At 58.1% G+C, this 22,782-nt stretch carries 19 protein-coding genes; 8 read left to right on the top strand and 11 right to left on the bottom strand.

Annotated features, from left to right (window positions below; all coding sequences use genetic code 11):
- Positions 1-432: 432 nt before the first annotated feature.
- Positions 433-1,563, bottom strand: coding sequence for an ABC transporter ATP-binding protein (locus HAH_RS16720; protein WP_014030880.1), 1,131 nt, complete (start codon positions 1,561-1,563; stop codon positions 433-435).
- A 131-nt stretch (positions 1,564-1,694) separates the two neighbouring features.
- On the opposite strand from HAH_RS16720, the gene HAH_RS16715 reads away from it, so the two are divergent.
- Together HAH_RS16715 and HAH_RS16710 are read left to right on the top strand one after the other, a co-directional pair.
- Complete coding sequence (locus HAH_RS16715) at positions 1,695-2,912, top strand: aminotransferase class V-fold PLP-dependent enzyme (RefSeq protein ID WP_014030879.1); 1,218 nt, start codon at positions 1,695-1,697, stop codon at positions 2,910-2,912.
- 44 nt (positions 2,913-2,956) lie between these two features.
- The gene (locus HAH_RS16710; protein ID WP_014030878.1) at positions 2,957-3,661 is read left to right on the top strand and encodes a PIG-L deacetylase family protein; all 705 of its coding nucleotides are present in this window, start codon (positions 2,957-2,959) and stop codon (positions 3,659-3,661) included.
- Between the two features lie 39 nt (positions 3,662-3,700).
- On the opposite strand, the gene nagZ is transcribed toward HAH_RS16710, so the two are convergent.
- The 4 genes from nagZ to HAH_RS16690 all read right to left on the bottom strand — a co-directional run bounded on the left by nagZ (position 3,701) and on the right by HAH_RS16690 (position 8,827).
- On the bottom strand, positions 3,701-5,248 hold the full coding sequence (gene nagZ, locus HAH_RS16705; protein WP_144443776.1) for a beta-N-acetylhexosaminidase: 1,548 nt from the start codon (positions 5,246-5,248) through the stop codon (positions 3,701-3,703).
- Between the two features lie 99 nt (positions 5,249-5,347).
- The gene (locus HAH_RS16700) at positions 5,348-6,265 is read right to left on the bottom strand and encodes a carbohydrate ABC transporter permease (protein ID WP_014030876.1); all 918 of its coding nucleotides are present in this window, start codon (positions 6,263-6,265) and stop codon (positions 5,348-5,350) included.
- A gap of 1 nt (position 6,266) precedes the next feature.
- On the bottom strand, positions 6,267-7,127 hold the full coding sequence (locus tag HAH_RS16695; protein WP_008308407.1) for a carbohydrate ABC transporter permease: 861 nt from the start codon (positions 7,125-7,127) through the stop codon (positions 6,267-6,269).
- Between the two features lie 332 nt (positions 7,128-7,459).
- Positions 7,460-8,827 (bottom strand): extracellular solute-binding protein, encoded by a 1,368-nt coding sequence (locus HAH_RS16690; protein ID WP_014030874.1) that lies wholly within the window; start codon positions 8,825-8,827, stop codon positions 7,460-7,462.
- Positions 8,828-9,072: 245 nt separating this feature from the next.
- On the opposite strand from HAH_RS16690, the gene HAH_RS16685 reads away from it, so the two are divergent.
- The 4 genes from HAH_RS16685 to HAH_RS16670 all read left to right on the top strand — a co-directional run bounded on the left by HAH_RS16685 (position 9,073) and on the right by HAH_RS16670 (position 13,779).
- A complete protein-coding gene (locus tag HAH_RS16685) occupies positions 9,073-10,080 on the top strand; it encodes an SIS domain-containing protein (protein WP_014030873.1) in 1,008 nt (335 codons plus the stop codon).
- A 237-nt stretch (positions 10,081-10,317) separates the two neighbouring features.
- The gene (gene dgoD, locus HAH_RS16680; RefSeq protein WP_014030872.1) at positions 10,318-11,466 is read left to right on the top strand and encodes a galactonate dehydratase; all 1,149 of its coding nucleotides are present in this window, start codon (positions 10,318-10,320) and stop codon (positions 11,464-11,466) included.
- A gap of 52 nt (positions 11,467-11,518) precedes the next feature.
- A complete protein-coding gene (locus HAH_RS16675; RefSeq protein ID WP_014030871.1) occupies positions 11,519-12,265 on the top strand; it encodes an IclR family transcriptional regulator in 747 nt (248 codons plus the stop codon).
- A 455-nt stretch (positions 12,266-12,720) separates the two neighbouring features.
- Entirely contained in the window at positions 12,721-13,779 is a 1,059-nt protein-coding gene (locus HAH_RS16670; protein ID WP_014030870.1) for a glucose 1-dehydrogenase, read from the top strand.
- 289 nt (positions 13,780-14,068) lie between these two features.
- Here HAH_RS16670 and HAH_RS16665 read toward each other — a convergent pair whose 3' ends face one another.
- Together HAH_RS16665 and HAH_RS16660 are read right to left on the bottom strand one after the other, a co-directional pair.
- Positions 14,069-14,653, bottom strand: coding sequence for an HD domain-containing protein (locus HAH_RS16665; protein ID WP_014030869.1), 585 nt, complete (start codon positions 14,651-14,653; stop codon positions 14,069-14,071).
- A 1-nt stretch (position 14,654) separates the two neighbouring features.
- A complete protein-coding gene (locus HAH_RS16660; protein ID WP_023842934.1) occupies positions 14,655-15,374 on the bottom strand; it encodes an EthD domain-containing protein in 720 nt (239 codons plus the stop codon).
- 104 nt (positions 15,375-15,478) lie between these two features.
- Between HAH_RS16660 and HAH_RS16655 the strand changes: the two genes are divergently transcribed.
- Positions 15,479-16,840 carry an NAD-dependent succinate-semialdehyde dehydrogenase gene (locus HAH_RS16655; protein WP_014030867.1) on the top strand — a complete coding sequence of 454 codons (1,362 nt, stop codon included), beginning with the start codon at positions 15,479-15,481 and terminating at the stop codon, positions 16,838-16,840.
- Between the two features lie 134 nt (positions 16,841-16,974).
- Positions 16,975-17,646: an NADPH-dependent F420 reductase gene (gene npdG / locus HAH_RS16650; RefSeq protein WP_014030866.1), complete on the top strand. Its 672-nt coding sequence runs from the start codon at positions 16,975-16,977 to the stop codon at positions 17,644-17,646.
- A 113-nt stretch (positions 17,647-17,759) separates the two neighbouring features.
- Here the strand turns inward: npdG and HAH_RS16645 are convergent, their stop codons facing one another.
- The 4 genes from HAH_RS16645 to HAH_RS16630 form a co-directional block, all read right to left on the bottom strand.
- Complete coding sequence (locus tag HAH_RS16645) at positions 17,760-19,760, bottom strand: AMP-binding protein (RefSeq protein WP_014030865.1); 2,001 nt, start codon at positions 19,758-19,760, stop codon at positions 17,760-17,762.
- A gap of 71 nt (positions 19,761-19,831) precedes the next feature.
- On the bottom strand, positions 19,832-20,215 hold the full coding sequence (locus HAH_RS16640; RefSeq protein WP_014030864.1) for a PaaI family thioesterase: 384 nt from the start codon (positions 20,213-20,215) through the stop codon (positions 19,832-19,834).
- Positions 20,216-20,380: 165 nt separating this feature from the next.
- Positions 20,381-21,385, bottom strand: coding sequence for an LLM class flavin-dependent oxidoreductase (locus tag HAH_RS16635; RefSeq protein ID WP_014030863.1), 1,005 nt, complete (start codon positions 21,383-21,385; stop codon positions 20,381-20,383).
- Positions 21,386-21,471: 86 nt separating this feature from the next.
- Entirely contained in the window at positions 21,472-22,740 is a 1,269-nt protein-coding gene (locus tag HAH_RS16630) for a M24 family peptidase (RefSeq protein ID WP_014030862.1), read from the bottom strand.
- Positions 22,741-22,782 lie beyond the last annotated feature (42 nt).

Genomic DNA, 22,782 nt, shown 5'->3' with positions numbered 1-22,782 from the left:
TCTCTCCCCTGCTCCCGACGCCTAGTGAGACGTGTAGAGCAGTCGACGACTTCGATAATATTTGTACGCCTGTTATCTGATGGCCATGCGGATGTCGTATTACGAAATACAGTGCCGTTGTGGTACTGACCCCTCACAACGACAACAGTTCATATCGCAAGTGACTGCGCCTCGCTGGTGACTGCGTGAATAAATTTCACATTACGAAACGAACTCCCACACCCGCTCGCAGAGCGGAAATATTGAATACTGAGCAAGCACGTCTCAGACCATCTCGTCAGCAAGCCCTGCTCACAGAGCCGTCAAAATGGGTCGGTTCCGCGCTGGTCCTCCCAGTGGCTCCTTTGGTATTCTTCCGGCCGTCACTACCACTGGTACCCTTCTCGGGTATTCTCAAGCCACGTTCTATCGGCCGTCGCGGAATGAGAAAAATCAGGCTGCAACCGGATTCTCTTCGTCGATTTCCGTTTCACTGTTCTTGATCGCAGTGCCGGAGTCCGCATCAAACAGATGGATGACCTCCTCTGGGAACCGCAATCCGACCGTGACGCCATTCCCGAGGTTTGCTCCATCCTCGACGGTGACCGTATACTGCTGCCCGTCGATAGTCACGTACACATGAAACAGGTCCCCAAGTGGCTCGACGACGTCGACGGTCGCGGTAACGGTCTGCTCCGGGCCAGTCGCGGTGTTGAGCTGAATATCTTCAGGCCGGACACCGAGGATGACTTCCTCGTACCCGTCGAGCTGGGCGGCGGTTTCAGCGGACAGCTCGTAGGTAAACTCCTGGTGCACTAGCGACCCGTCCTCGACAGCGGCAGGAATGAAGTTCATCGAGGGCGACCCGATGAACCCGGCGACAAACCGATTGGCTGGACGGTGATAACACTCCAGTGGCGTTCCAACCTGCTGTAACACGCCATCGTCCAGAATAGCGATACGGTCGCCCATCGTCATTGCCTCCGTCTGGTCGTGAGTAACGTAGATCGTTGTCACGTCGAGTTCGTTCTGGAGGCTCTTTAGCTCGGTCCGCATTTTCGTCCGGAGCTTGGCATCCAGATTGCTCAGTGGCTCGTCCATCAAGAACACCGCTGGGTCCCGAACGATTGCTCTCCCGAGCGCCACCCGCTGTTGCTGGCCCCCAGATAGCTCCTTTGGCGGATCATCAAGCAAGTCCTCGATGCCCATCATCTCGGCTGTCTCGGTTACACGCTGTTCAATCGTTTCTGTATCTAGGTCCGTCGTCATCTTCAACCCGAACGACATGTTCTCCTCTGCGGTCATATGTGGATAGAGCGCGTAGTTCTGAAAGACCATCGCGATATCGCGGTCACGGGGCTCGGTGCCGATGACAGACTCGTCTCCGATCAGAATATCACCCTCAGTCACCGTCTCAAGCCCGGCGACCATCCGCAAGGTTGTCGATTTTCCACAGCCGGATGGGCCGACCAGTACCAGAAACTCGCCGTCGTTTAGCGACATATTCACCGTATCGACAGCGACAACCTCGTCGCTCCCGTCGGAGAACGTCTTGACAAGGTTATCGAGCTCTAACTGTGCCATGCGATATCTGTTATTGTTCCACAGAGATATATAATAGTTTGTGTTTTTCGATTATAGATGGGAATCTTTCATATACCTGGAGCGGGTTTGAGTTCGTATACGGGACTAGCGGTAGTGAAAAGAGCACAACTATGGTTCCATTCACAACAGAGTCAGAGTCGGTGTATCGTCAGTTGGGTGTCACGCCGGTCGTCAATGCAGCGGGCACAAAAACGCGGATTGGCGGCAGCCTCATTCGAGAGGAAGCCGCGGACGCCATGCGCGCTGCTGCCGACGAATTCGTTCAGCTGAGTGATCTAGAGGCAAAGGCTTCCGAACAGATCGCTGAAATCGCCGGGTCGGAAGCCGGATACGTTTCGCCGGGTGCTGAGGCCGGCCTGTTGTTGGCCGCGGCTGCCGCAATCGCGGGGGACGACCCGGAGACCATGTCGGAGTTACCCCATCCGACAGACGCACCAAACGACATCGTGATGCCCCGGACTCACCGGACGGGGTACGACCACGCACTGCGAGCGGCTGGCGCAAACATTGTCGATGTCGGGACAAACGATTACCATCTCGGCACTGGCGCAACAAACGTGGAACCCTGGGAGATCGAAAGCGCCATCGACGAAAACACTGCCGGGGTCGCGTACGTCCAGAAAACATACACACAGCCGGACCTCTCGACTGTCTCGGAGATCGCACACCGACACGATGTTCCCGTGATTGTCGACGCTGCCGCCGAGGTGCCGCCCATTGAGAACCTCTCTCGTTTCGTCGAGCAGGGAGCGGACATGGTGGTGTTCAGCGGTGGCAAAGGAATCCGCGGCCCACAGACGACGGGTATCATCGCCGGCAAACGTCAGTATATCCGTTCAATCGCTGTGCAGCACCAGGATATGCACGTCGACCGCCGGGTTTGGAACCCACCCAGCTCGCTTATCGATACGGAACGGTTCGATGGGGTTCCCAGACAGGGAATCGGACGGTCGCTCAAGGTCGGCAAGGAGGAACTTGTCGGCCTCATTCGCGCGCTAGAACTATTCATCGAAGAGGATCAGGAAGCGCTTGTCGCCGAGTGGGAGAACCTCGCCGAAAACATGGCGAGCCAACTTGAGGCAGCGGGCGTAGAGACCACAGTTGTTGCTGGTGGTGAGCAGAGTGTTGCTCCACGGATCATTGTGGATATAACTCCCTCCCAATCGACTCTTTCGGCAGCCGCGTTGGTGTCAGAACTGCAGCGCGAGGACCCACGCGTGTATGTCGGCGAGGACCGCATCGACGAGGGCGAGATTGTTCTCAACCCGATGTGTCTCGACGAAGACGGTGCTGCGTACGTCGTCGACCGCCTGCTCACACATCTGTAACAGAGAAAAGATATAAATAATAACTTACAATACCATAGCATAGTATGGACGTCCTCGTAGTAGTTGCCCACCCAGACGACGCAGATGTCTTCTGTGGCGGTACGATAGCAAAGCACGCTGAACGCGGTGACGAGGTCAGTATCGTACACATGACTCGGGGAGAGTACGGCGGGCTGCGAACGGACTCACAGGAAGCCGTCGGGAGAGTCCGCGAACAGGAGGCCCGCGCCTCGGGGGCAGTGTTAGGCGCGTCGGAAGTCGCGTTCCTCGAGTTCAAAGACGGGCGGATCACTTACTCCCTGGAGAACCGTGTAGAGATGGTGGATGTAATCCGGGAGTACGACCCGGACATCATCCTCACGCACTACAAAGACGATCTGCATCCAGACCACCGAGCGACGTCACGGTTAGTGACGGACGCGTACTACATGGCTTCGCTCCCCCTCGTTGAGACGGATTTCGAACCCTGTGATCCGGACAACATCTACTACTTCGGCAAGCCGACATCGGAGTTTACCCCCTCCATGTTCATCGATATCGATGGGTACCTGGAACAGAAGGTCACAGCGATCAAGAAACACGAGTCTCAGGTAGAGTTCCTCGTCGAGCACGGCGGCATCGACGCCGAGTTCGACAACCTCATCGACGGACTTCGCGCCGAGAATCTCGTGTTCGGGAAACAGGCCGGGGCCCGCAGTGCGGAGGGGTTCGTCCCGCTGCACGAGTCCGCACAGGAGTTTCTCGGATAAGGTCGCTGGCGTTTCACGAGCACTGTCGTTGAAGCGACCTCAGTCGGGAATCGTGACCGGAAGCGTCCCCGTTGGGTCGACTGTCCCTGCCAGTGTTTTCGCCGCTGCCTGAATCGCACCTGGTGAGTAGCCGTAGGTCGTCAAAAACGTGGCCGCATCTGGACAGACAGAGAGGTCGTATGGGTTCCGTACGGCAAGGACTGCCAGCTGGTCGTGGTGCGCAATGAGCGTCCGGAGCGTCGCTGCCTGTGACTCGTTTGCCAGGGCATCGTAACTGACAGCGACAATCTGCTCGTTCTCTGCCGCTATCTCGACAGTCTCACCGGTCGCCACTGTATGGGTCGTGATTTCAAACCCGACCTCGCTGAGCGCAGCAGAGACCGCCTCTGGGTCGTAGCGCTCGTCCTCGGCGGGCGACCCCCGCGTTCCGGTAAAGCTGACCACATGCAGGTGACGCGACGTATCGAACGGCACTGTCTCGCTGTCGTCCCTGACGAGTGTTACCCCACAGTTTGCGATTTCAGTTGCAAGCTGTTTCGATTCGGGCGCACAGCGATTCCACTCCGGCTTTTCGGCAGTCTCAGATGCACCTATCCGTTGCTGTTTACAACGCCGGATGCGCTGCAGCGACCGGTCGATTCGCTCCTCGGTAAGCCGTCCCGTTCGGACGGCGGTAAGCACGGCCTCAATCGCTGCACGCTGTCGCTCGAGCGTATGTGAAACAGTGACGATATCACACCCGGCCTCGATTGCACGGACAGCCCCTTCGGCGGGACCGACGCCTTCGGCAATCGCGTCCATCTCGAGACAGTCCGTGACGAGTAACCCATCAAACCCCAATTGCTTTCGAAGCAGTGCTGTCTGGACTGCCGACGATATCGTCGCTGGCAGTTCCGCGTCGCCTGTTATCGCCGGAAAGGCAACGTGTGTGGTCATGATCGCGTCGATACCGCTCTGTATCGCCGCTTCGAACGGTGCGAACTCCACGCGTTCCAGTCGGGACCGCTCGTGGGCGACCACCGGCAGGTCGAGATGTGAATCGACTGCCGTGTCGCCATGACCGGGGAAATGCTTCCCACAGGCCGCGACAGCCACGGACTGGAGGCCCTGGGCCATGGCTGCGCCCAGCGCGGCCACGCGCTCGGGATTTTCACCGAAGGATCTGACACCGATTACGGGGTTGTCCGGGTTGTTGTTGACGTCGAGGACTGGCGCGAGGTTCAGATTGATCCCGAGGCTCCGTAGCTCCCGTCCGACGGTCGCACCTGCTTTCCGAGCCATCGCTTCGTCATCGCAGGCCCCAATGAGCATCTGACTCGGCAGTTGCGTGCCCCAGTTGAGGCGTGAGACGACGCCGCCCTCCTGGTCGGTGGCGACGAACAGTGGGAGGCCAGCGCCGACTGCTGTGGCTTCTGACTGCAACTCCGCCGAGAGGGCTGCCACCTGCGCCGGCGACGTAATATTTCGGGTGAAATAAATGATGTTGCCGAGGTTGTACTCACGAATCAGTTCCCGTATCCCAGCAGTCGGTTCGGTGCCATCAAAGCCAGCCATGAATAACTGGCCGACTTTCTGTGTTAATGGCATACTCGCCACCGTCTGAGTCTGCATATAACAACATCCGACGTGCTGGGGATATAAAACTACGTTTGGAATCGCGAACCGCCACAACACTGGAGCCGAAGATTACTGCTTGACACTCCCGGACGTCAGCCCGGAAACGATCTGCCGCTGGAACACGACGAAGATTGCGAGCAGTGGGACAGCGGCGAGCGTCGAGGCAGCCATCATCTGGCCCCACATCGTCTGATCCTGCTGCTGGAAGTTCTGAATCCCAATGGAGAACGGCGTGACGTTGTCGGTCGCCAGGACCGACGCGAAAAGCACCTCGTTGAACGCGAGCAGGAACACGAACATCCCAGTCGCAGCCAGGCCCGGTGCTGCAAGCGGCATGACGACGCGGAACAGGGCCTGTGTCCGCGTACAGCCGTCGATCCGCGCGGCTTCCTCCAGCGCGGTCGGTATCGTGTCGAAGTACCCACGAAGCATCCAGATGGTGAACGGGACGGTAAACGTCGTATAGAGGAATATCATTCCATGGTACGTGTCTTTCATCGGAACGTTCGCCGACTGGTCCATGACGATGAACAACAGAAACATCGGGATGAGGATGAGTACTCCGGGGATCATCTGCGTTGCGAGTGCCCCCATCTCGAATTTCTCCTTGCCAGGGAACTCATATCGCGACAACGAGTAGGCAGCCAGTCCACCGATGAGCAGCGAAAGAACTGTTGTCACGCTCGAAATGACCAGGCTGTTAACGTAGTAGTCGACGAGCGGGAACCGCTGGAACATCAGGAAGTAGTTCTGGACATAGGGGTCCGCCGGAATTATGTCAAGCCCGAGTTGCAGCACTTCATCGCGGGTTTTGAACGACGTCGTGAACATCATCCAGACGGGGAATATCGCGAATATGAGAACAAGGATGAGCACGGAGCGCCAGAGCAGTTGGTACACGAGCTCTTTACCATCGGCAGTCAGCCGCATTTCGTCGGGCACCATCGTACTTTCTGACCCGACAGCAGCCATGAGCGAACTGAGCATCTCAGATAGCCCCTCCGTCGTAGCTAGACGCCACAACGCGCTTGTAATAGACGTATGCGATGGTCATAGAGAACAGGAACAGCATCGCGCTGAGCGCGGACCCGATCCCGTATGCACTCTGTTTGAAGCCAAAGGAGTAGATGAGCAACATCAGGACGTTCCCCGATTCGCTCGGTGACCCTCCCAGCAAAATATACGGGACGGGGAAGTTGATGAAGGTCCAGAGGATCAACAGCAGCAGAATGACGGCAGAGACAGGCTTCAACTGTGGCAGCGTCACGTACCGCAGCTTCCCCCATCGGCCGGCCCCGTCTATCTCTGCAGCCTCGTACAATTGCTCCGGTACCGACTGCAGTCCGGCGTACAACATGATCGCCGCATACGGGAAGTTCCGCCAGACGTTCGCGATGATTATCGCGTACAGTGAGTTTGGACCCAGTAGCCAGAACAGGGACCCCTCGATGAGTCCGGCCTGCCGGAGTAACGCGTTGATGACTCCAGTATCGCTCCGGAACATCATCCGCCAGGTGAGAAGCGTGACGACAACCGGTGTCACGTACGGAATCAGAATCACGGTCCTCGCGACAAGCTTCCCCCGGAATTGCTTATCGAGGGTGAGTGCGGTGACGAGCCCGAGAACGTACGTCCCTACGACCGAGCCAACCGTGTACAGAATGGTGACTTTGAGCGAGTTCCAGAACTGTGCGCCATAGATCGTATCCTTCTGGAAGACCTTCGCGAAGTGGTCAAGCCCGACGAACGTCTCTGGGCGGAACCAGTCAGTGTATCTGAGCGACGGGAACTCGTAGAAGCTCATAACGAACCCGAGGATGACTGGAATCCCGTGGACGAGAAGCATCATTGCCAGAGCCGGGGCAATGAGCTTGAGTCCGAAGCGCTGGCTTGCAGGTAACGAGCTAACGTATGGGATATGAACCGCTGGGAGTCGACGTCTGACTCGCTGGTACGCGGACAGGAGCATACACAATCGATTATTATGCAATGTATTTAACCGTTCTGCACGACGCTAGAGTGACACGGTCCCGACACAAAGCTATAGTAGCCATTGAAAATCAATGCACACCTGATCGCACGACGGCAGTGCGATCAGTGTGGACATCGTTTCAATTGTTACTATAGTAGCTATTCGACCGGACAAGCACAGAACCACACTGAAACGCCTGTTTTCCGAGGTTATCCTTGAAGCGCGTTTTCTGCCTGCATCGCAGCCTGTTGGAGTGCCTTCTCGGTATCGCCTTCGGACCAGGAGTCCGTTGCTGCCTTCGTGAGTACCTTCGTGACAGCCCCCTTGATCGCTCCGGAGACATCACCCCAGCCCACGACTTGCGGCGCTGTCTTGGCGTTTGTGTTGTTCAGAACGTCTTCACTGAAGGACTGATACAGCTCACCCTGGAAGGCGTCTTGCTCGAAGCTACTCTTGATCGTCGGCAAGAAGCCAGAGCCCTTCGCGAGTTCTGCGTTGACCTCCGGCTGCATCAGATACTCGATGAACGTCGCGGCTTCGCTCTTCTTCTTCGTCCAGGGATGGATGCCCATGAGGTTCACTCCGAAGAAGGTCGACGACTCTCCCCGGGGACCGGCCGGCGGCTTGCCGACGCCGAGTTCGGCGTCGATATCGTTTGCTACTCTGAGCCCCTGCCACGTCGAGGCTATCCGTTTGCTGCTAAACGCGTTGTTCCGTGCAACGCCGTTCCACTCGACTGACGCCTGTGGGGACGCCTTGTGCGTCGTCGACAGGTCCTTGTAGAAATTCAGCGCCTCCACCGCCGCGTCACTGTCGAATGTCGGCTTGGACCCGTCGATCACGCTCCCGCCGTTTTGCCAGATGAGCATCATATAGTACTGGACGACTGCCCAGTTGTTCGCCCCCGGAATGCCGAACAGGTATCTCGTGTTGTAGCCTTCCTGTTCCCACTTTTCGGCCTGCGTGTTGTACTTCGACGCATCATTCGCGAGTTCGTCCCAGGTCGACGGAGGGCCATCGATACCGGCTTCCTCGAACAGCGATTTATAATAAATGTGTCCGCGGGGTCCCCAGAACCAGGGGAACCCAGCCCGGACGCCGTCGAATTTACCGATCTGAAGCGGTGACTCGTAGATATTGTCTGTCGGCATCGAGACGCCGGCTTCTTCGAGGTCCATCCAGCCGTCGGAATTGACCTGTTGTGGCATCCACGTCGATGCGATCTCTTCGACGTCCGGACCGGTCCGGGTGGAGATACTGTTGTTTTGCTTCTTCCGAGCGACGCCCCAGCCCATCGTCTCGAAATCCACGCTGATCCCGTGTTCTTTCTTCAGTATGGGATTGTGCTTCTCGTAGAACGTCTCAATGTGGTCATTGACGAAGTGACGGACTGTGAGGGTGGTTATATCATTCGATTGCTCCCCGGTGCTCGCGCCAGAGTCGCCGTCCCCGCCATCCCCGGAGGTACTCTCTGAACTTTCGTTGCCGCCACAGCCCGCGAGCAGCGTGACTGTTGCCGCTCCGGCGCTTTTGATGAAGCGACGTCGCTTGCCACTCCGCAAACTACTGTCTGACATATGCTATCACCAACGACCCATGTAGTATATATAATTAATTGTTTAGGATATTCTTCGTAACACTGTGTTCCTGTGGGCTATCACAAATACCTATCGTATGGTTTTATAATACACTGCCATCAATTGGTAATCTAAGTGATCGCAGAGAGGCTTCGGTCAGTCAGACAGTTGCTGGCTGACCGAAGCCTCTGCCGGCGTTGTCGCTGAAACAACTGACCACAGTGCCGTCCCATGAACATCAAAACATGACCACACACGCAGTCTACGACGAGATCCGTTCCGGTATCGACCGACTGAACGATTTCGAACTGAGCACGCACGACCTTTCCGAGCCACGCGAGCGTATTGCACACGCTGACCGAGTCCACTTCATCGGCTGTGGATCCTCGTACTGGACCGGCGTGATCGGTCAGTATGCGTCTTTCCAGAGCGGCATCGATGCAACGGCGCACGCCGCGTCAGAATATCTGTTCGCCGGTCCGCCGATTACTGAGGAAACGGTTGTCGTCGCCTACTCCCAGTCCGGCGAAACGTCTGAAACCGTTACAGCCGCTCGCCGAGCAAAAGAGGGAGGTGCATTCGTTATCGGTATTACAAACAGCGCCGATTCGACGCTGGGGTCTGTAGCGGACGAGATCCTCGTCACGCCGGCGGGGACCGAGAAAGCAGTCCTTGCTACCAAAACAGTCGATGCCGCGTTGATGCTGACGTTCTCGCTGCTCGAAAGCAAATACAGTGAGTACACACCGAGCGAACTGCAACGCACATGCCGGAACGTCATCGACCAGGACTTTCAGGCAGCCGTCGCTGTCCTCGCGGAGGCCAAGACACTCTACACTCTCGGACAGGGGATCGAATATGGGCTTGCAGGCGAGGCGGCGACGAAGTTCGGCGAGGGTGCACTGTTGCATACGACAGCACTCCCGACACCGGAAATCAGCCACGGTCCCATCGCAAACGCTGCCGGTGAGCCGGCACTCGTCATTGCGACCCGAGAATCGAAGTCATCGTTGACCAGCGAGGTCGTTTCAAAGCTACGCGACGCCGGAGTGATCACAATTGTCCTGCGGCGGCCGACGAACGACTACGGTGGAGACATCTCAATCAAACTCCCGTCCCGATCACCGGACCACCCGATAGTCCCGTTGAAGATCCTGCAATCGCTCACGTACAAGACGGCCGTCAAGAAGGGATACAATCCGGACGATCCACCGGAACTCTCGAAACATATCGAGTGGAGTGCGCTGGGATAGCTGGCTACACCAGCAACCCTAGCGAATGGCACGTATCGATCATCGATGAGAAGCAACGAATTGAAACGGCTAACTCACACTGGTCTCTTTTCCGCCCTCTGGAGTCCTGTCGATAGCTGACAGCGGTGACGACCGTCACGATACACAGCCGCACAACCGATATGTAAACCCAGTGGGAGCTGGATTATGCAGATTATATCATGAAGGTTAATCACACTCCGGATACGATGCGGCAGTATGCAAATCACCGGATACGAACTGTTCGAAATCCCTCCCCGCTGGGTCTTCCTGAAACTAGAAACCAACACCGGAGTTCTGGGGTGGGGTGAGCCCGTCATCGAGGGGAGAGCGAAAACAGTTCGAGCGGCGGTCGAGGAGATGCTGGACCAGTATCTCATCGGGAAGGACCCGTTTAGAATCGAGGATCACTGGCAAGCGCTGTACCGTGGCGGGTTCTATCGCGGCGGACCGATCCTGATGTCTGCCATCGCTGGTATCAATCAGGCGCTCTGGGATATCAAGGGGAAACACTTCGGTGCACCTGTGTACGAACTGTTGGGTGGGAAGAGCCGTGATAAGGTTAGAGTGTATAAGTGGATCGGCGGTGACCGGCCGGAGGATGTCGCTGCAGAAGCGACGCGGTTAGCCGAGGCCGGCTACACCGCACTCAAAATGGATGCGACGAATCAGACCCGGTTCATCGAAACGAAGGCGTCGCTCGACGAGATCACAGAACGGATTCAGCACGTTCGAACAGCGGTGGACGACCGAGTGGATCTCGGGATCGATTTCAGAGGCCGAGTATCAAAATCGATGGCCAAGACCCTCACCAACCGCCTCGAATCCGTCGAACCGATGTTCATCGAAGAGCCAGTGCTTCCCGAGAACATCGAACACCTTCCGAACATCGCGGCACAGACACGCGCACCAATCGCAGCAGGTGAGCGACTGTACTCGAGATGGGATTACAAAGACCTCCTCAAAACGGGGGCGATTGACGTGATTCAGCCCGATGTCTCTCACGCAGGCGGTATTTCAGAGATGGTCAAACTTGCTAACATGGCGGAGTCACACGACGTCGCCATTGCACCGAACTGCCCACTGGGTCCAATTGCGCTGGCTGCGTCGATCCAGGTGGATACGGTCGTTCCGAACCTGTTAGTCCAGGATCAGGGGTTCGACGTCCACTCTGAGACGACCAGTCCCGCACACGACCTGCTGAATTCGAACCCGTTTGCGTTCGACGACGGCTACCTGAAGACGCTGGACGGCCCGGGACTGGGTATCGACGTAGCGCTAGACGTTGTTCGGGAGAAAGCAGAGGCCGATCTCGACTGGCACAACCCGATATGGCGGCACGAGGACGGTAGCGTCGCCGACTGGTAACGATCGTTTCATAATAATAAAAACTTAAGCTATAGACGGGAGTAGTAATCTTATGCCCGATAAAACTGAGACAGCAACACTTTCGGCACCGATGAAGACGTTCGCCATCGTCGACGTGCTCAGAGACGCCGACGGGCCGCTTGGCGTCTCAGAGGTGGCCGAGCAACTCGGGTACACTCGGAGTACGACATACAAGCACCTGAATACGCTGTTGCAGTCAGGCTACGTTACAAAGAGTACAGGAAACTATCAGCTGACGTTACAGTTTGCCGATATCGGCGAACACGTTAAATCTCAGGCCCCCATCTACCACGACACGAAGCCCCAGATAGACCAGATATCAGCGACGACCGGCGAGTCTGCCGGACTGGTTATCAAGTGCGAAAAGCAAATTGCCGACGTCTATCACACCGCTGTTGACGACTCTCCGAGACACGTAAACTCCCCGTGTTTTCACTGCAGCGCTCCGGGAAAGGCAATCCTCGCGGCGACCGACCCAGAGGCGGTCGATGCTATTTTAGACCACACTGGTCTGCCTGCAATGACCGAGAACACGATTACGGATCGCCAGACGCTCACTGCCGAACTCGACAATATCCGGGACCGAGGTATCGCGTTCGAGCGTCGCGAGCAGTATCCAGACGTAAACTGCGTCGCGGTTCCGATTCAGGACCAGTCTACAACCGCAGCCGTGTACGTGGCAGGACACGCTGAACGGCTGAGCGGGAAGCGGTTACAGGAGGATGTCCCCGGGATGATTCTGAGCGCCGTCAGGCAACTCAATGCGGAGCAAATCTGAGTCATTCGTCAGCCATTCGTGTTCACGGCCATTATCAATATAGCCTGGAATCAGCAATGTTCAGTACAGCCGCAGCAACTCCAGTCCTAGCTGACCGACGGCAGTTTCAGCAATGCCATACATATCCCAACAGAAATTTTTATCCGAGATAGGGTATTTCTTTTAGCGAAACCATTTGAGAGCGAGTGGTGAGCGAAATAACAGCCGTACACATATTATTCTAATTCACTCACCTGAACCTGGCCCTCCTAAATATGCACATATCGTACTGTAGCGGTGCTGCATCGGTTCTTTCTCATCCACTTGCCGTTCACACCGCTGTCGTTCAGTATGCTTCCCGCATCCTCACAGCTTTTCGTAATACGAAATAATTTCGCCGAAGTCCCTCTGTCTATTGGTCGAAACATTCAACTGTTGATGGATGGTGCGTTTCACTCACGGGGATACCTACAACAATGGATGCAATCGCTGTCAAGCGGGGGAAGACTCGACCAGAACGCATCGACATCGAGCGCCCGGAACCGGACGAGGGAGAGGTGCTCGTGCGGACGCTCCGTGTTGGCATCGACGGAACGGACTTTGAGGTGCTATCGGGATCACATGGCGAGTTTCCCGAGGGCAGCGACTACCAGATACTGGGCCACGAGGCCGTCGGCGTCGTGGAGTCCTCGAACGGGACCGCGCTGAACGAGGGAGAGATTGTCGTCCCGACAGTCCGGCGGCCCGCAAACACGTCGAGTCGGTTCTTCGAGAACAACGAGCCCGATATGGCTCCACCAGGTGAGTATGTCGAACGGGGGATTGCGGGGGCGCACGGCTACATGGCCGAGTACTTCACCACACCCGCATCGTTTCTCGTCCCGATCCCGGAATCGCTGGCGGATGTCGGATTCCTGGTCGAACCGATCAGCAATGCCGAAAAGGCACTCGAGTTGGCACAGCGTTCCAGGTCGACCTTCGAGTGGCAGAATGCTTCCGGACTCGTCCTCGGAAACGGACCGCTAGGACTGCTCACATTGGCGATGCTTGCAGACCGGTGTGAGCGGACGTACTGTCTCGGCCGTCGTGAACGGCCGGACCCGACCATCGACATTATCGAGGAACTGGGGGCTACCTACGTTAATTCTCGACAGACGGCCGTCGACGAGATACCCGATGTCCACGAGCCGATGGATCTGGTGTTCGAGGCGACGGGGCACGCAAAACACGCGTTTTCGACGGTCGAGGCACTCGATGCGAACGGAGTCGGGGTCCTCCTTGGCATCCCTGAGGACTGGGAATTTACTGTCAACGGTGGAGCGCTTCACAGGCAGTTGGTCCTCCAGAACAAAGCGTTGCTCGGGAGCGTGAACTCTAACGTCCGGCATTACAAACGCGCTCGTAACACACTTGCAGAATACCCGGACTGGTTCCTTGCGTCTATCATGACGACCCAGTGCTCGGTGTCGGGGTTTGCAGACGCATTCGAGAAGTCGCCGGATACTATCAAATCGTACATCGAATTCAGCGCATAAGCCGCAGCATACCCTCGATATGTGTATATACACTCGAAAGAGTGGTATTTCTCCGCACTTCCACATGAATAATTGTCTTAATCATTCTTTTGACGAGAATTTTCGAAACCAGGCTCCTTTAGGGACATTTATGGCAAGGAATTATGATGTATGAGGATATTTTCGATGCATTTAGACGTAAATGCTGGTTGGAGGCGTAGAAATCCATTGAAAACTCAAAATGAAGGCCTCGTAGGGACTAGTTTCGCCGGTCGACGCTGTGGCAGAGCGCTATCGTTCGCGCCAGTGGCTACGTCTGGGAATACTCATCGACCCACTCCTGCAGCGTGATGCCCATCGTTGACTGGGTAATCGCGTTCGAGGACGCGGAGTTCGCACTCTTGACGAGTTCGGCTTCCAGTGTCCGCGTCGGGATCTCGCCGATAAAGTGCGGAATCGCTCGTTGGACCGCCAGCGGACAGCCGACCTCGTGTGCGAGTGCATAGCCTGACAGGGAGTGTGGGACCTCTTCGGTTGCGTATTTCGGGTCCGGGTCGAGTAGCTTCTCGTCCTCGACGAAGTCGACGTACTCGTAGCATTTTCCGACGTCGTGGAGTAGTGTGGCTGCCACGATGACGTCCATATCGGGGTCGGCACTGTGGAACTCCTGCTGTTCGATAGCGGATTCCCGTGCGATTCTGGTGACACCGCGGACGTGCCTGACGTTGGTTACTTCGTGGATGTTCCAGGCGTAGGGGATATCGGTAATGTCGCGCCAGCCACCTCGGTCGAGCGCGAGTGTCCACGCCTCGATGACGTTGCTGCGGAGGCTGTCCGACGAGATGTAGTCGAGTTCCGGGAACGCCTCCGTGACTTGCTCCTCGTAGTCGGGCATACTACCCCTCGTCCTGGACGAGCTGTTCCTGGCCGATAAACCGGGGCCGCTCGTCGATAGCCAAGAAGTTATCCACGTCCTCGCGTGCCGCTTTCGCTTTCCCTTTGTCGGGCGCGTAATCCCGCGACCCTTCGCTGCCGAGCGCGTCGTATAGCTTCTCGAGGTCGTCAAAGTAGAGTTCGGCGACGCCGTCGAACTCGGCGTTCTCGGGGTCAGTGGGGATGACCGTATTGTACTTGACGACGCCCTCGATTTCGCGGGCAATCGGTGTATGGTTGCTCTGCCAGTAGTCGACGAACTCATCGTGTGTCATGTCGTCCTGCCGGACGAGAAACGCCGAGTGCTTGTAGAGGCCGTCGGTGTCGCCGTCGACCTCGTCTTTCTGGACGATCTCTTCGCCGATAATACGCGGCCGCTCCTCGACAGCAAGGAAGTTGTTCACGTCCTCGCGGGCCTTCGCGGCGACCGCTTTCGTGGGGTCATAGTCACGGGAGCCGGGACTACCCAGCGCCTCGTGCAGGTCCGCAAGCGTCTCGAAGTACAGCTCCGCCAGTCCGTCGAATTCGGCGTGTGCTGGTTCTGTTGGAAGGACTTGCTGGTAGCGAACCACGCCCTCGATGTCCTTTGCAATCGGCGTGTGATTGGTCTGCCAGTAGTCGACGAACTCCTCGTGAGACATGCCGTCCTGTCTGACTAACAGGGCTACGTGCTTGTACATCATCAGCACATTTCTGACCTATGAATATAAAAGCTAACGCTGTCGTCTATCAGATTAGTTAGGTCAGTAAAGATTAATGTACGTGTGACGCCGAAGACTGAACCGATATGGAGTCAGTCAACCCAGCCACGGGTGAGCGGCTAGACGTGTATGACCCGGATGATGACGACACGGTCGAACGGAAACTGGACCGAGCCGCAGCGACGTTCGAGGAGTGGCGTGATGTTCCGTTGCGTGAGCGCGAGCAATTGCTCGTAAACGCTGGTGAGGTCCTCCGGGAGAACAAACAGCGGTACGCAGAGCTGATGACCCGGGAGATGGGCAAACCCATCACTCAGGCCGTCGCTGAAGTCGAAAAGTGTGCCTGGGCGTGTGACCACTACGCTGAATACGCGCACAAATATCTCTCCGATGAGCACCACCCCAGCCCGCCGGGGACAGAAGTAAAGACGGTCCACGACCCGCTCGGGCCGGTACTCGCGGTGATGCCCTGGAACTACCCGTTCTGGCAGGTCGTTCGCTTTGCCGCGCCCTATCTCACTGCCGGCAACGTCGGCCTCCTCAAACACGCCTCGAACGTTCCCGGGTGTGCGCTCGCGCTCGAAGAGGTGTTTACCGAAGCGGGCTATCCCGAAGGCGCATTCCAAACGCTGTTGGTCGGTTCCAGCGATGTCGACGGCGTTCTCGCAGACGAACGCGTTCGCGCGGCGACGCTTACCGGAAGTGGTCCCGCTGGGCGCGCCGTCGCCGAAACGGCCGGCAAACACCTGAAAAAGACTGTGCTGGAACTCGGTGGGTCTGACCCGTTTATGGTCCTCGACGACGCGGACCTCGACGCTGCCGTTGAGACTGGGGTACAAGCACGGACGCTCAACGGCGGACAATCGTGCATTGCCGCCAAGCGCTTCATCGTTCACACAGACGTCTACGAGGAGTACGTTGAGCGGCTCGTCGCTGCCTTCGAAAACCTCACTGTCGGCGACCCGATGGCCGACGAAACTGATGTCGGTCCACAGGCTGACCCTGACCTCATGGCCGAACTCCACGACCAGGTACAGACCAGCGTCGACGCCGGTGCAACGCTGTTGACTGGGGGCGAGCCGCTTGACCGGGCCGGTGCGTTCTACCCACCGACAGTACTGACTGACATTCCTTCAGGATGCCCCGCTGATACCGAGGAGACGTTCGGCCCAGTGGCGACCGTCTACGAGGTCGCCGATGTAGAGGAAGCAATCGCAGTCGCGAACGACACCCGTTTCGGGCTGGGTGCGAGCCTCTGGACTGCGGACCGGGAACGCGGCCAGCGGCTGGCACGAGAGGTCTCCGCGGGCTGTGTCTACATCAACGAGATGACCAAATCAGATCCGCGGGTCCCGTTCGGCGGCATCAAAGACGCCGGCTACGGCCGTGAACTCTCGGAGATGGGAATCAAAGAGTTCGTCAACAAAAAGACAGTCTGGGTCGAATAACCGTTCGCGTTTGGCACTGGGTGGTCTTCACATTGCTGACGCGCTCGGCTCTCGTCTGCCGGCAGCAACGATGGTAGTCAGCGATTCGCGTGACAGGACAAACCTTCTTGTTTCAAGGGGCGTTATGCAAGCGCATGGAGTTAGCAATACTGGGCGGTACTGGTGACATCGGTGAGGGGCTCGCAATGCGGTTTGCCTCGGACACGGACCACACGATTACGATCGGCTCGCGGGACGCTGCGAAAGCCACCGAGCGAGCGAGCACGTACGAAGAACGACTGTCCGAGCACGGCGTCGAGACTGGAATCAACGGGACAGACAACAGTAGCGCTGCGGCCGGTGCAGACGTGGTTATCCTGGCTATTCCGCCACACCACGTCGGCGATACGGTTGAAGCACTGACTGCGGATGACGTGCTCTCGGACCAACTGCTCATCAGCCCCGCTGTCGGGATGCAAGGCGACGGGGATGGACTCCACTACCGACCGCCGTCGACGGGGAGCGTTACCGAGTTTGTCGCGGAGCGAGCCCCTGAATCTGTTCCAGTGGCCGGCGCGTTCCACAACCTTGCAGCGGACCGGCTGGCAGATCTAGAGGCCACGCTCGATGTAGATACGCTGGTGGTCGCGGATGACCCGACGATCAGCGAGCGAGTCGTGGCGCTAACTGCTGACCTCGCAGGTGTCCGGCCTATCCCTGCTGGGCCGCTATCGAACGCTACGGAGGTCGAGAGTCTGACGCCACTGCTCATCAATATCGCTCGATACAACGAGGACATGCACGATGTCGGTGTGAGCTTTACGTAGACTCCGGCAGCGGTTCTGTCCTCCGCCGTGATTCAAGTAGTGTCGTCGTGCGGCTGATTGTGTGCTTGTATTGCCTGTGTCCGCAAACAGTCACAAACAGACAGGGAAGTATTTCACCGCGCGTTGTCGATTTCGTCGATCGCGTCGGGGTTCTCGATACTTGAGAGGTCCCCCAGTTCTGCGCCCTCGTAGACATTCTGAATGATTCGCCGTACAATTTTTCCCGACTGGGTCTCCGGAAATTCATCGACGAAGCGGACTTCACGCGGACGGAACGGCTTGCCAAGCGCTCTCCCGACTTGCGCGCGCAGCGCCTCGCGAAGGTCCGCTGACTCCTCGAACCCCTCGTTGAGGATGACATATGTGACAACTGCAGTCCCCTTCGTTTCGTCGTCCGCACCGATCGCAACAGCGGCGTTGACCGCATCGTGTTCGATGAGTGCGCTCTCGACCTCGGCCGGGCCGACCTTCCGGCCGGCGACGTTGAGCACGTCGTCCGACCGACCGTGTAAGAACCAGAAGCCGTCCTCGTCTTTCTGTGCCCAGTCGCCGTGGTCCCACATATCGCCGAACCGCGACCAGTACTCTTCGAGGTACCGCTCGTCACCGCTCCACAGCGACTTTGTCATCGACGGCGCTGACGACTGACAGACCAGATACCCCTTCTCGTTGGCTTCGGCAACGGATTCCCCTTGTGCATCGACGATGTCGATGTCCATGCCGAGCGCCGGACCACCAAGCGTCCCCGGCTTCAGCGAATGCAGCGGCGTCGGTTGCAGGAAACAGCCGAATATCTCCGTTCCGCCGGAGATGTTCATAATCGGTGTCGTGCCGTCGCCGACGTTCTCCAGAAACCACTCCCAGGAGTCCGGGTCCCACGGCTCGCCAGTTGAACCCAGCAGGCGCAACGTCGAAAGGTCGTGCCCATCCGGCCACTCGTCGCCGTGTTTCTGTAGCGAACGGATCGCCGTCGGTGAAATCCCGAACACCGACAGATTGTGGGTGTCGATCATTTCCCAGAACCGGTCCGGCTCGGGATAGTCGGGGGCCCCCTCATACAGGAAGACGGTGCCACCGTGGGCGTGATTGCCGATCAGCGTCCACGGCCCCATCATCCAGCCGATGTCCGAGACCCAGAAAAACCGGTCTGCGGGCTTGTGGTCGAACGAAAAGAAGATTTCCTTCGCCGGCTGGACGAGCCCGCCGGCGTGCGTGTGGACGATACCTTTGGGTTTGCCCGTTGTCCCGGATGAGTACAGCAGCATCGACTCGTGGTCGGCGGGGAGCGACTGGGTCTCGTAGTCGGCAGATTGGGAACCGACTGCGTCTGCCCACCATTCGTCACGGTCTGAGTCCCACGAGAGCCCAGACTCCGTAGAACCAAGCCGATTATAGACAATGGTGTGTTCGACGTGGCCGGCCGCTTCGATAGCCTCGTCGGCGGCCGATTTCAGGTCGATTTCGCTGCCCCGGCGGTAGAAGCCATCGCCGGTGAACAGGACTGAACACTCGGCGTCTTCGATGCGGGTTGCTGTCGCGTCGACCCCGAAGCCGGAGAAAATAGGGACAGCAATCGCACCGACTTTGAAACAGCCATACAGCAATGTGACGATTTCCGGGACCATCGGCATGTACATCCCGACGGTGTCACCGGGTCCGACACCGCGCTCTTCGAGTGCATTGGCGACGCGATTGGCCTGTTGGTGGAGTTCGTGATAGGTAACCTCACGGACTGTCCCGTTTTCACCCTCCCAGATTGTCGCGACGGTATTTCGGGTCTCTGAATCTGGGGCTGCGTGACGGTCGACGACGTTGTGCGCGATGTTGAGTTCCCCACCGACGTACCAGTCCGTGAACTGGGGGCCGTCTGTGTCATCGCGGACTTGCTCGTACGCCTCGTAAAATTCCAGGTCGAGATAGTCGACTATCTCGTCCCAGAACCAGTCCAGTCCGGATGCCGGTTCACCGTCGATATCGGTGACCGTCCGCCTGTGGAGTTCTTCGAAGTCCTCGATGCCGTGCTTTTGCATGAACGCGTAGACGTTGCTCTCGGTCACGAACGTCTCGCTCGGCTCGTACCGTACCTCGTCGAGTGCTGTGAGTGAATCTGACATTGGATTCAAGTGGCTGTGACAGTGTCGGAAGCTGTGCAGTCGCTGCAGTTGAGCGACCCCGTCTGGTTGCGCTACCCCGTCTTGTAGACGCCGCGTGCGTCCGCGACCTGTGTGCCGTCTTCAGCGTACACTTCGACGCTGACGACGCCAACGTCACCGCCGTGGCGAACCACATCCGCCTCTGCTCGGAGGTCCCCTGTCCCGGCTTCGAGGTAATCGATGCGCATATCGATGGTCGGCACCGGCTGGTCGACGAGCGACACCAGAGCGGCCCCACCAACGGTGTCTGCGAGCGTGAACGTGACGCCGCCGTGGGCCATTATCTGCTCTTCGTTCCACGACAGCTCTTCGCGCATTTGGATATGCCCTTCGGCGTACCCGTTGTCGACTGTGGTTATTTCGATATCGAGCAGGTCGGCAAACGGCATGTTCTCGAAGAACGCTTCGATGTCCATACTCGTTCAACCGGTTTTTCATCAGGGGAAATAAGTATTGGTGTTCACACGGTGCCGGACCACACGGGCGGTACCGAGGGACTCACTGGCGCTCATGGTGTCTCAGCCCCTTCGGTCCGGACTGCGTCTGGCGTCTCGGCAGTCACCGACACGACGTGCCAGTCCTTAGCTGACCTTCGGCTGCACCTCTTCACCCAGCCGCCGGATACACTCGGCCATCTCCTGCGTTCCGGTTCCCGGGTGATACGTCCGGAAGATGAAGTGTATGTCGTCGCCCAGCGCCTCGCGGTACGTTTCGAGTTCTTCGGTGACTTGCTTGGGTGTACCGAAGATAGCCTGCTCTTTGAGTTCCTGTTTGCGGTCTTCGTCCAGTTCCGCAACGGTCTCGCCGGAGAATATCTCCTCGTACCGGCGCTGGATGTAGAGGTAGCCGTCGCGCATCCGCTCCCACGCGTCCTCGCGGGAGTCTCCGACGAAACCGTGTTGGAGGACGTACACCTGAAAGTCGCCCTCGATATCCTCGTCGTCACGGACGTTACGGATGTCCTCGACGCGCTTGCGGACGCCATTGACTGACAGCGACGACGGGGCACACCATGCGTCAGCGGTCCGGGCGGCTCGCCGGACGGCAGGCCGCGACGCCCCACCGAGCATGAGGGGAACGTCGTGTGCAGGCTTCGGTGTCACAGTGACGTCCGACGAGATGTCATGGAATTCCGGCTCGTAGCCGAGCGGCCCGTCAGACCAGGCCCCTCGAAGTGTGTCGACCGTATCGGCTAGCCGCTCGGCCCGTTCGTCGTCAGGAATCCCGAAGGCGTCAAACTCGGAGACGTTGGACCCGATTGCCATCCCGAGCGTCGTTCGGCCACCGGAGATCTGGTCCACCGTTGCGATATCCTCGGCGAGCCGGATCGAATCGTACAGCGGCGCGAGTGCGATGCAGGACCCGATTTCGATGTCGTCGGTGACTGCGGCTAACGCCCCAAGCGCCGGTGTGACGCCCGACAGATAGTCGTCGTCGAGGAAGTGATGCTCTGAGACCCAGGCGCTATCGAGACCCGCGTTGTCGATAACTTCCCCCAGTTCGAGCATTTCGTCGTAAATATCGCTGGTTTCGCGGTCGTCGTCCGGGCGCTGCTGACAGGTAAACAGGCCTGTTCCCAGTTGCATAAATTTCCGTAACGGCGCGACCGACTTAACGGTAGTGGCACGCCGGCGACCAGACAGTGCGTGAGACCGGCCAAGATGCCTGCCAGTCAGTAGTCTATCCGCGTGATCTCCGAAACGGGCCATTCGCTGAGGATCTCAACACCGTTCTCGCGGACAACGACCATCTCTTCGACGCGGACGCCCTGTCGCTCTGCGGGTTGCATCGTCTCGACAGCCATCGTCATACCCTCCTCGATTTCGATCGGGTGGTCCGGCGAGAGCCCGCGCCAGATGAGCGGCGTCTCGTAGAGCTGTAGCCCCAGCCCATGCGCCCAGTGGTTGGTCGTCATCTGCCAGAACTCGTCGGCGTCGTACCAGTCCATATGCTCACCCTCTCTGTCGGGGAAGCCCTTGCAGATCTCGTCGGTCGTGGCCCCCGGCTCGATTCGTTCGAGGACGTCGTAGAGGTCGTCACGCGCCTTTTGGTAGGCGTCTTTCTGTGCCTGCGTCGGTTCACCCATGCTGAACGTCCGGTAGTAACAGGAGCGATAGCCCAGATAGCCGATGTTGTAGAAATCCGCGTAGACGAGGTCGTTCGGCCGGATCATTCGGTCGGTCGTGTTCGCCTGATGTTTCGGCCAGGTGTTCGGACCAGAGGTCACGTAGCCACCCTGGGCCATCGCGCCGTGGCCCCAGAGTTCGCCGACTGCGTCGCCCCAGACTTCCGATTCCCGCTTGCCCGGTTTTGCACTCTCCGTAATCTTCTGGAAGCCCGCTTCACAGATGGCAGCGACCTGTCGCAGACACTCGACCTCGTCGCGGGTTTTGGTCTTCCGCGCGTCGAGCATGATATCGGTCGCTGCACTGGTGTCGACATTGACGCCGCGGTTTTCGAACTTCTCGATAAGCGTCCCGTTCCCCACGTCGATGCCCATCGGCTCCCGGTCGACACCGTACTCTTCCATGGCGGTGTACACCGTCTCGGCCATCTTGTCTTTGAGCCAGTCGCGCGCGGAAGCGCTGCCTGACGCCCGGGGAACGTTGCCGAGTCCAGGACAGGCATACCGGATGTCGTCGAGCCAGGGACAGTTGAACCGTTGGTTCGATGCGTGGTCCGCAGTGTCCCAGTGAACCACGTCGCCGTCTTCGGTCAGGAGCGTGTAGTGATCTGCCCCGCTCCCGCCGGTCATCGCCAGCCCGGTGACGTACCGGACATTCGGGTCATTGATAAGCAGCATCGACCCCAGTTCGGAGTCCTGCAGTCGGTCGAGGGCTCGGTCTTTGCGCTCGCGTCGCATCCGCTTGACGTCGATCCGTTCTTCCCAGTCGACGGCCATGGTGCCACGCGTTCCTTCCATGAAGTCGCGCTCGTACATCACGTATGCGTACAGGCAGGTCCCTAATCAAACACTGGGTTC

Origin of the sequence: Haloarcula hispanica ATCC 33960, assembly GCF_000223905.1 — an archaeon.
GTDB lineage: Archaea > Halobacteriota > Halobacteria > Halobacteriales > Haloarculaceae > Haloarcula > Haloarcula hispanica.
The sequence above is the reverse complement of the archived record's forward strand: the minus strand, read 5'-3'. Positions and strand labels throughout refer to the sequence as shown.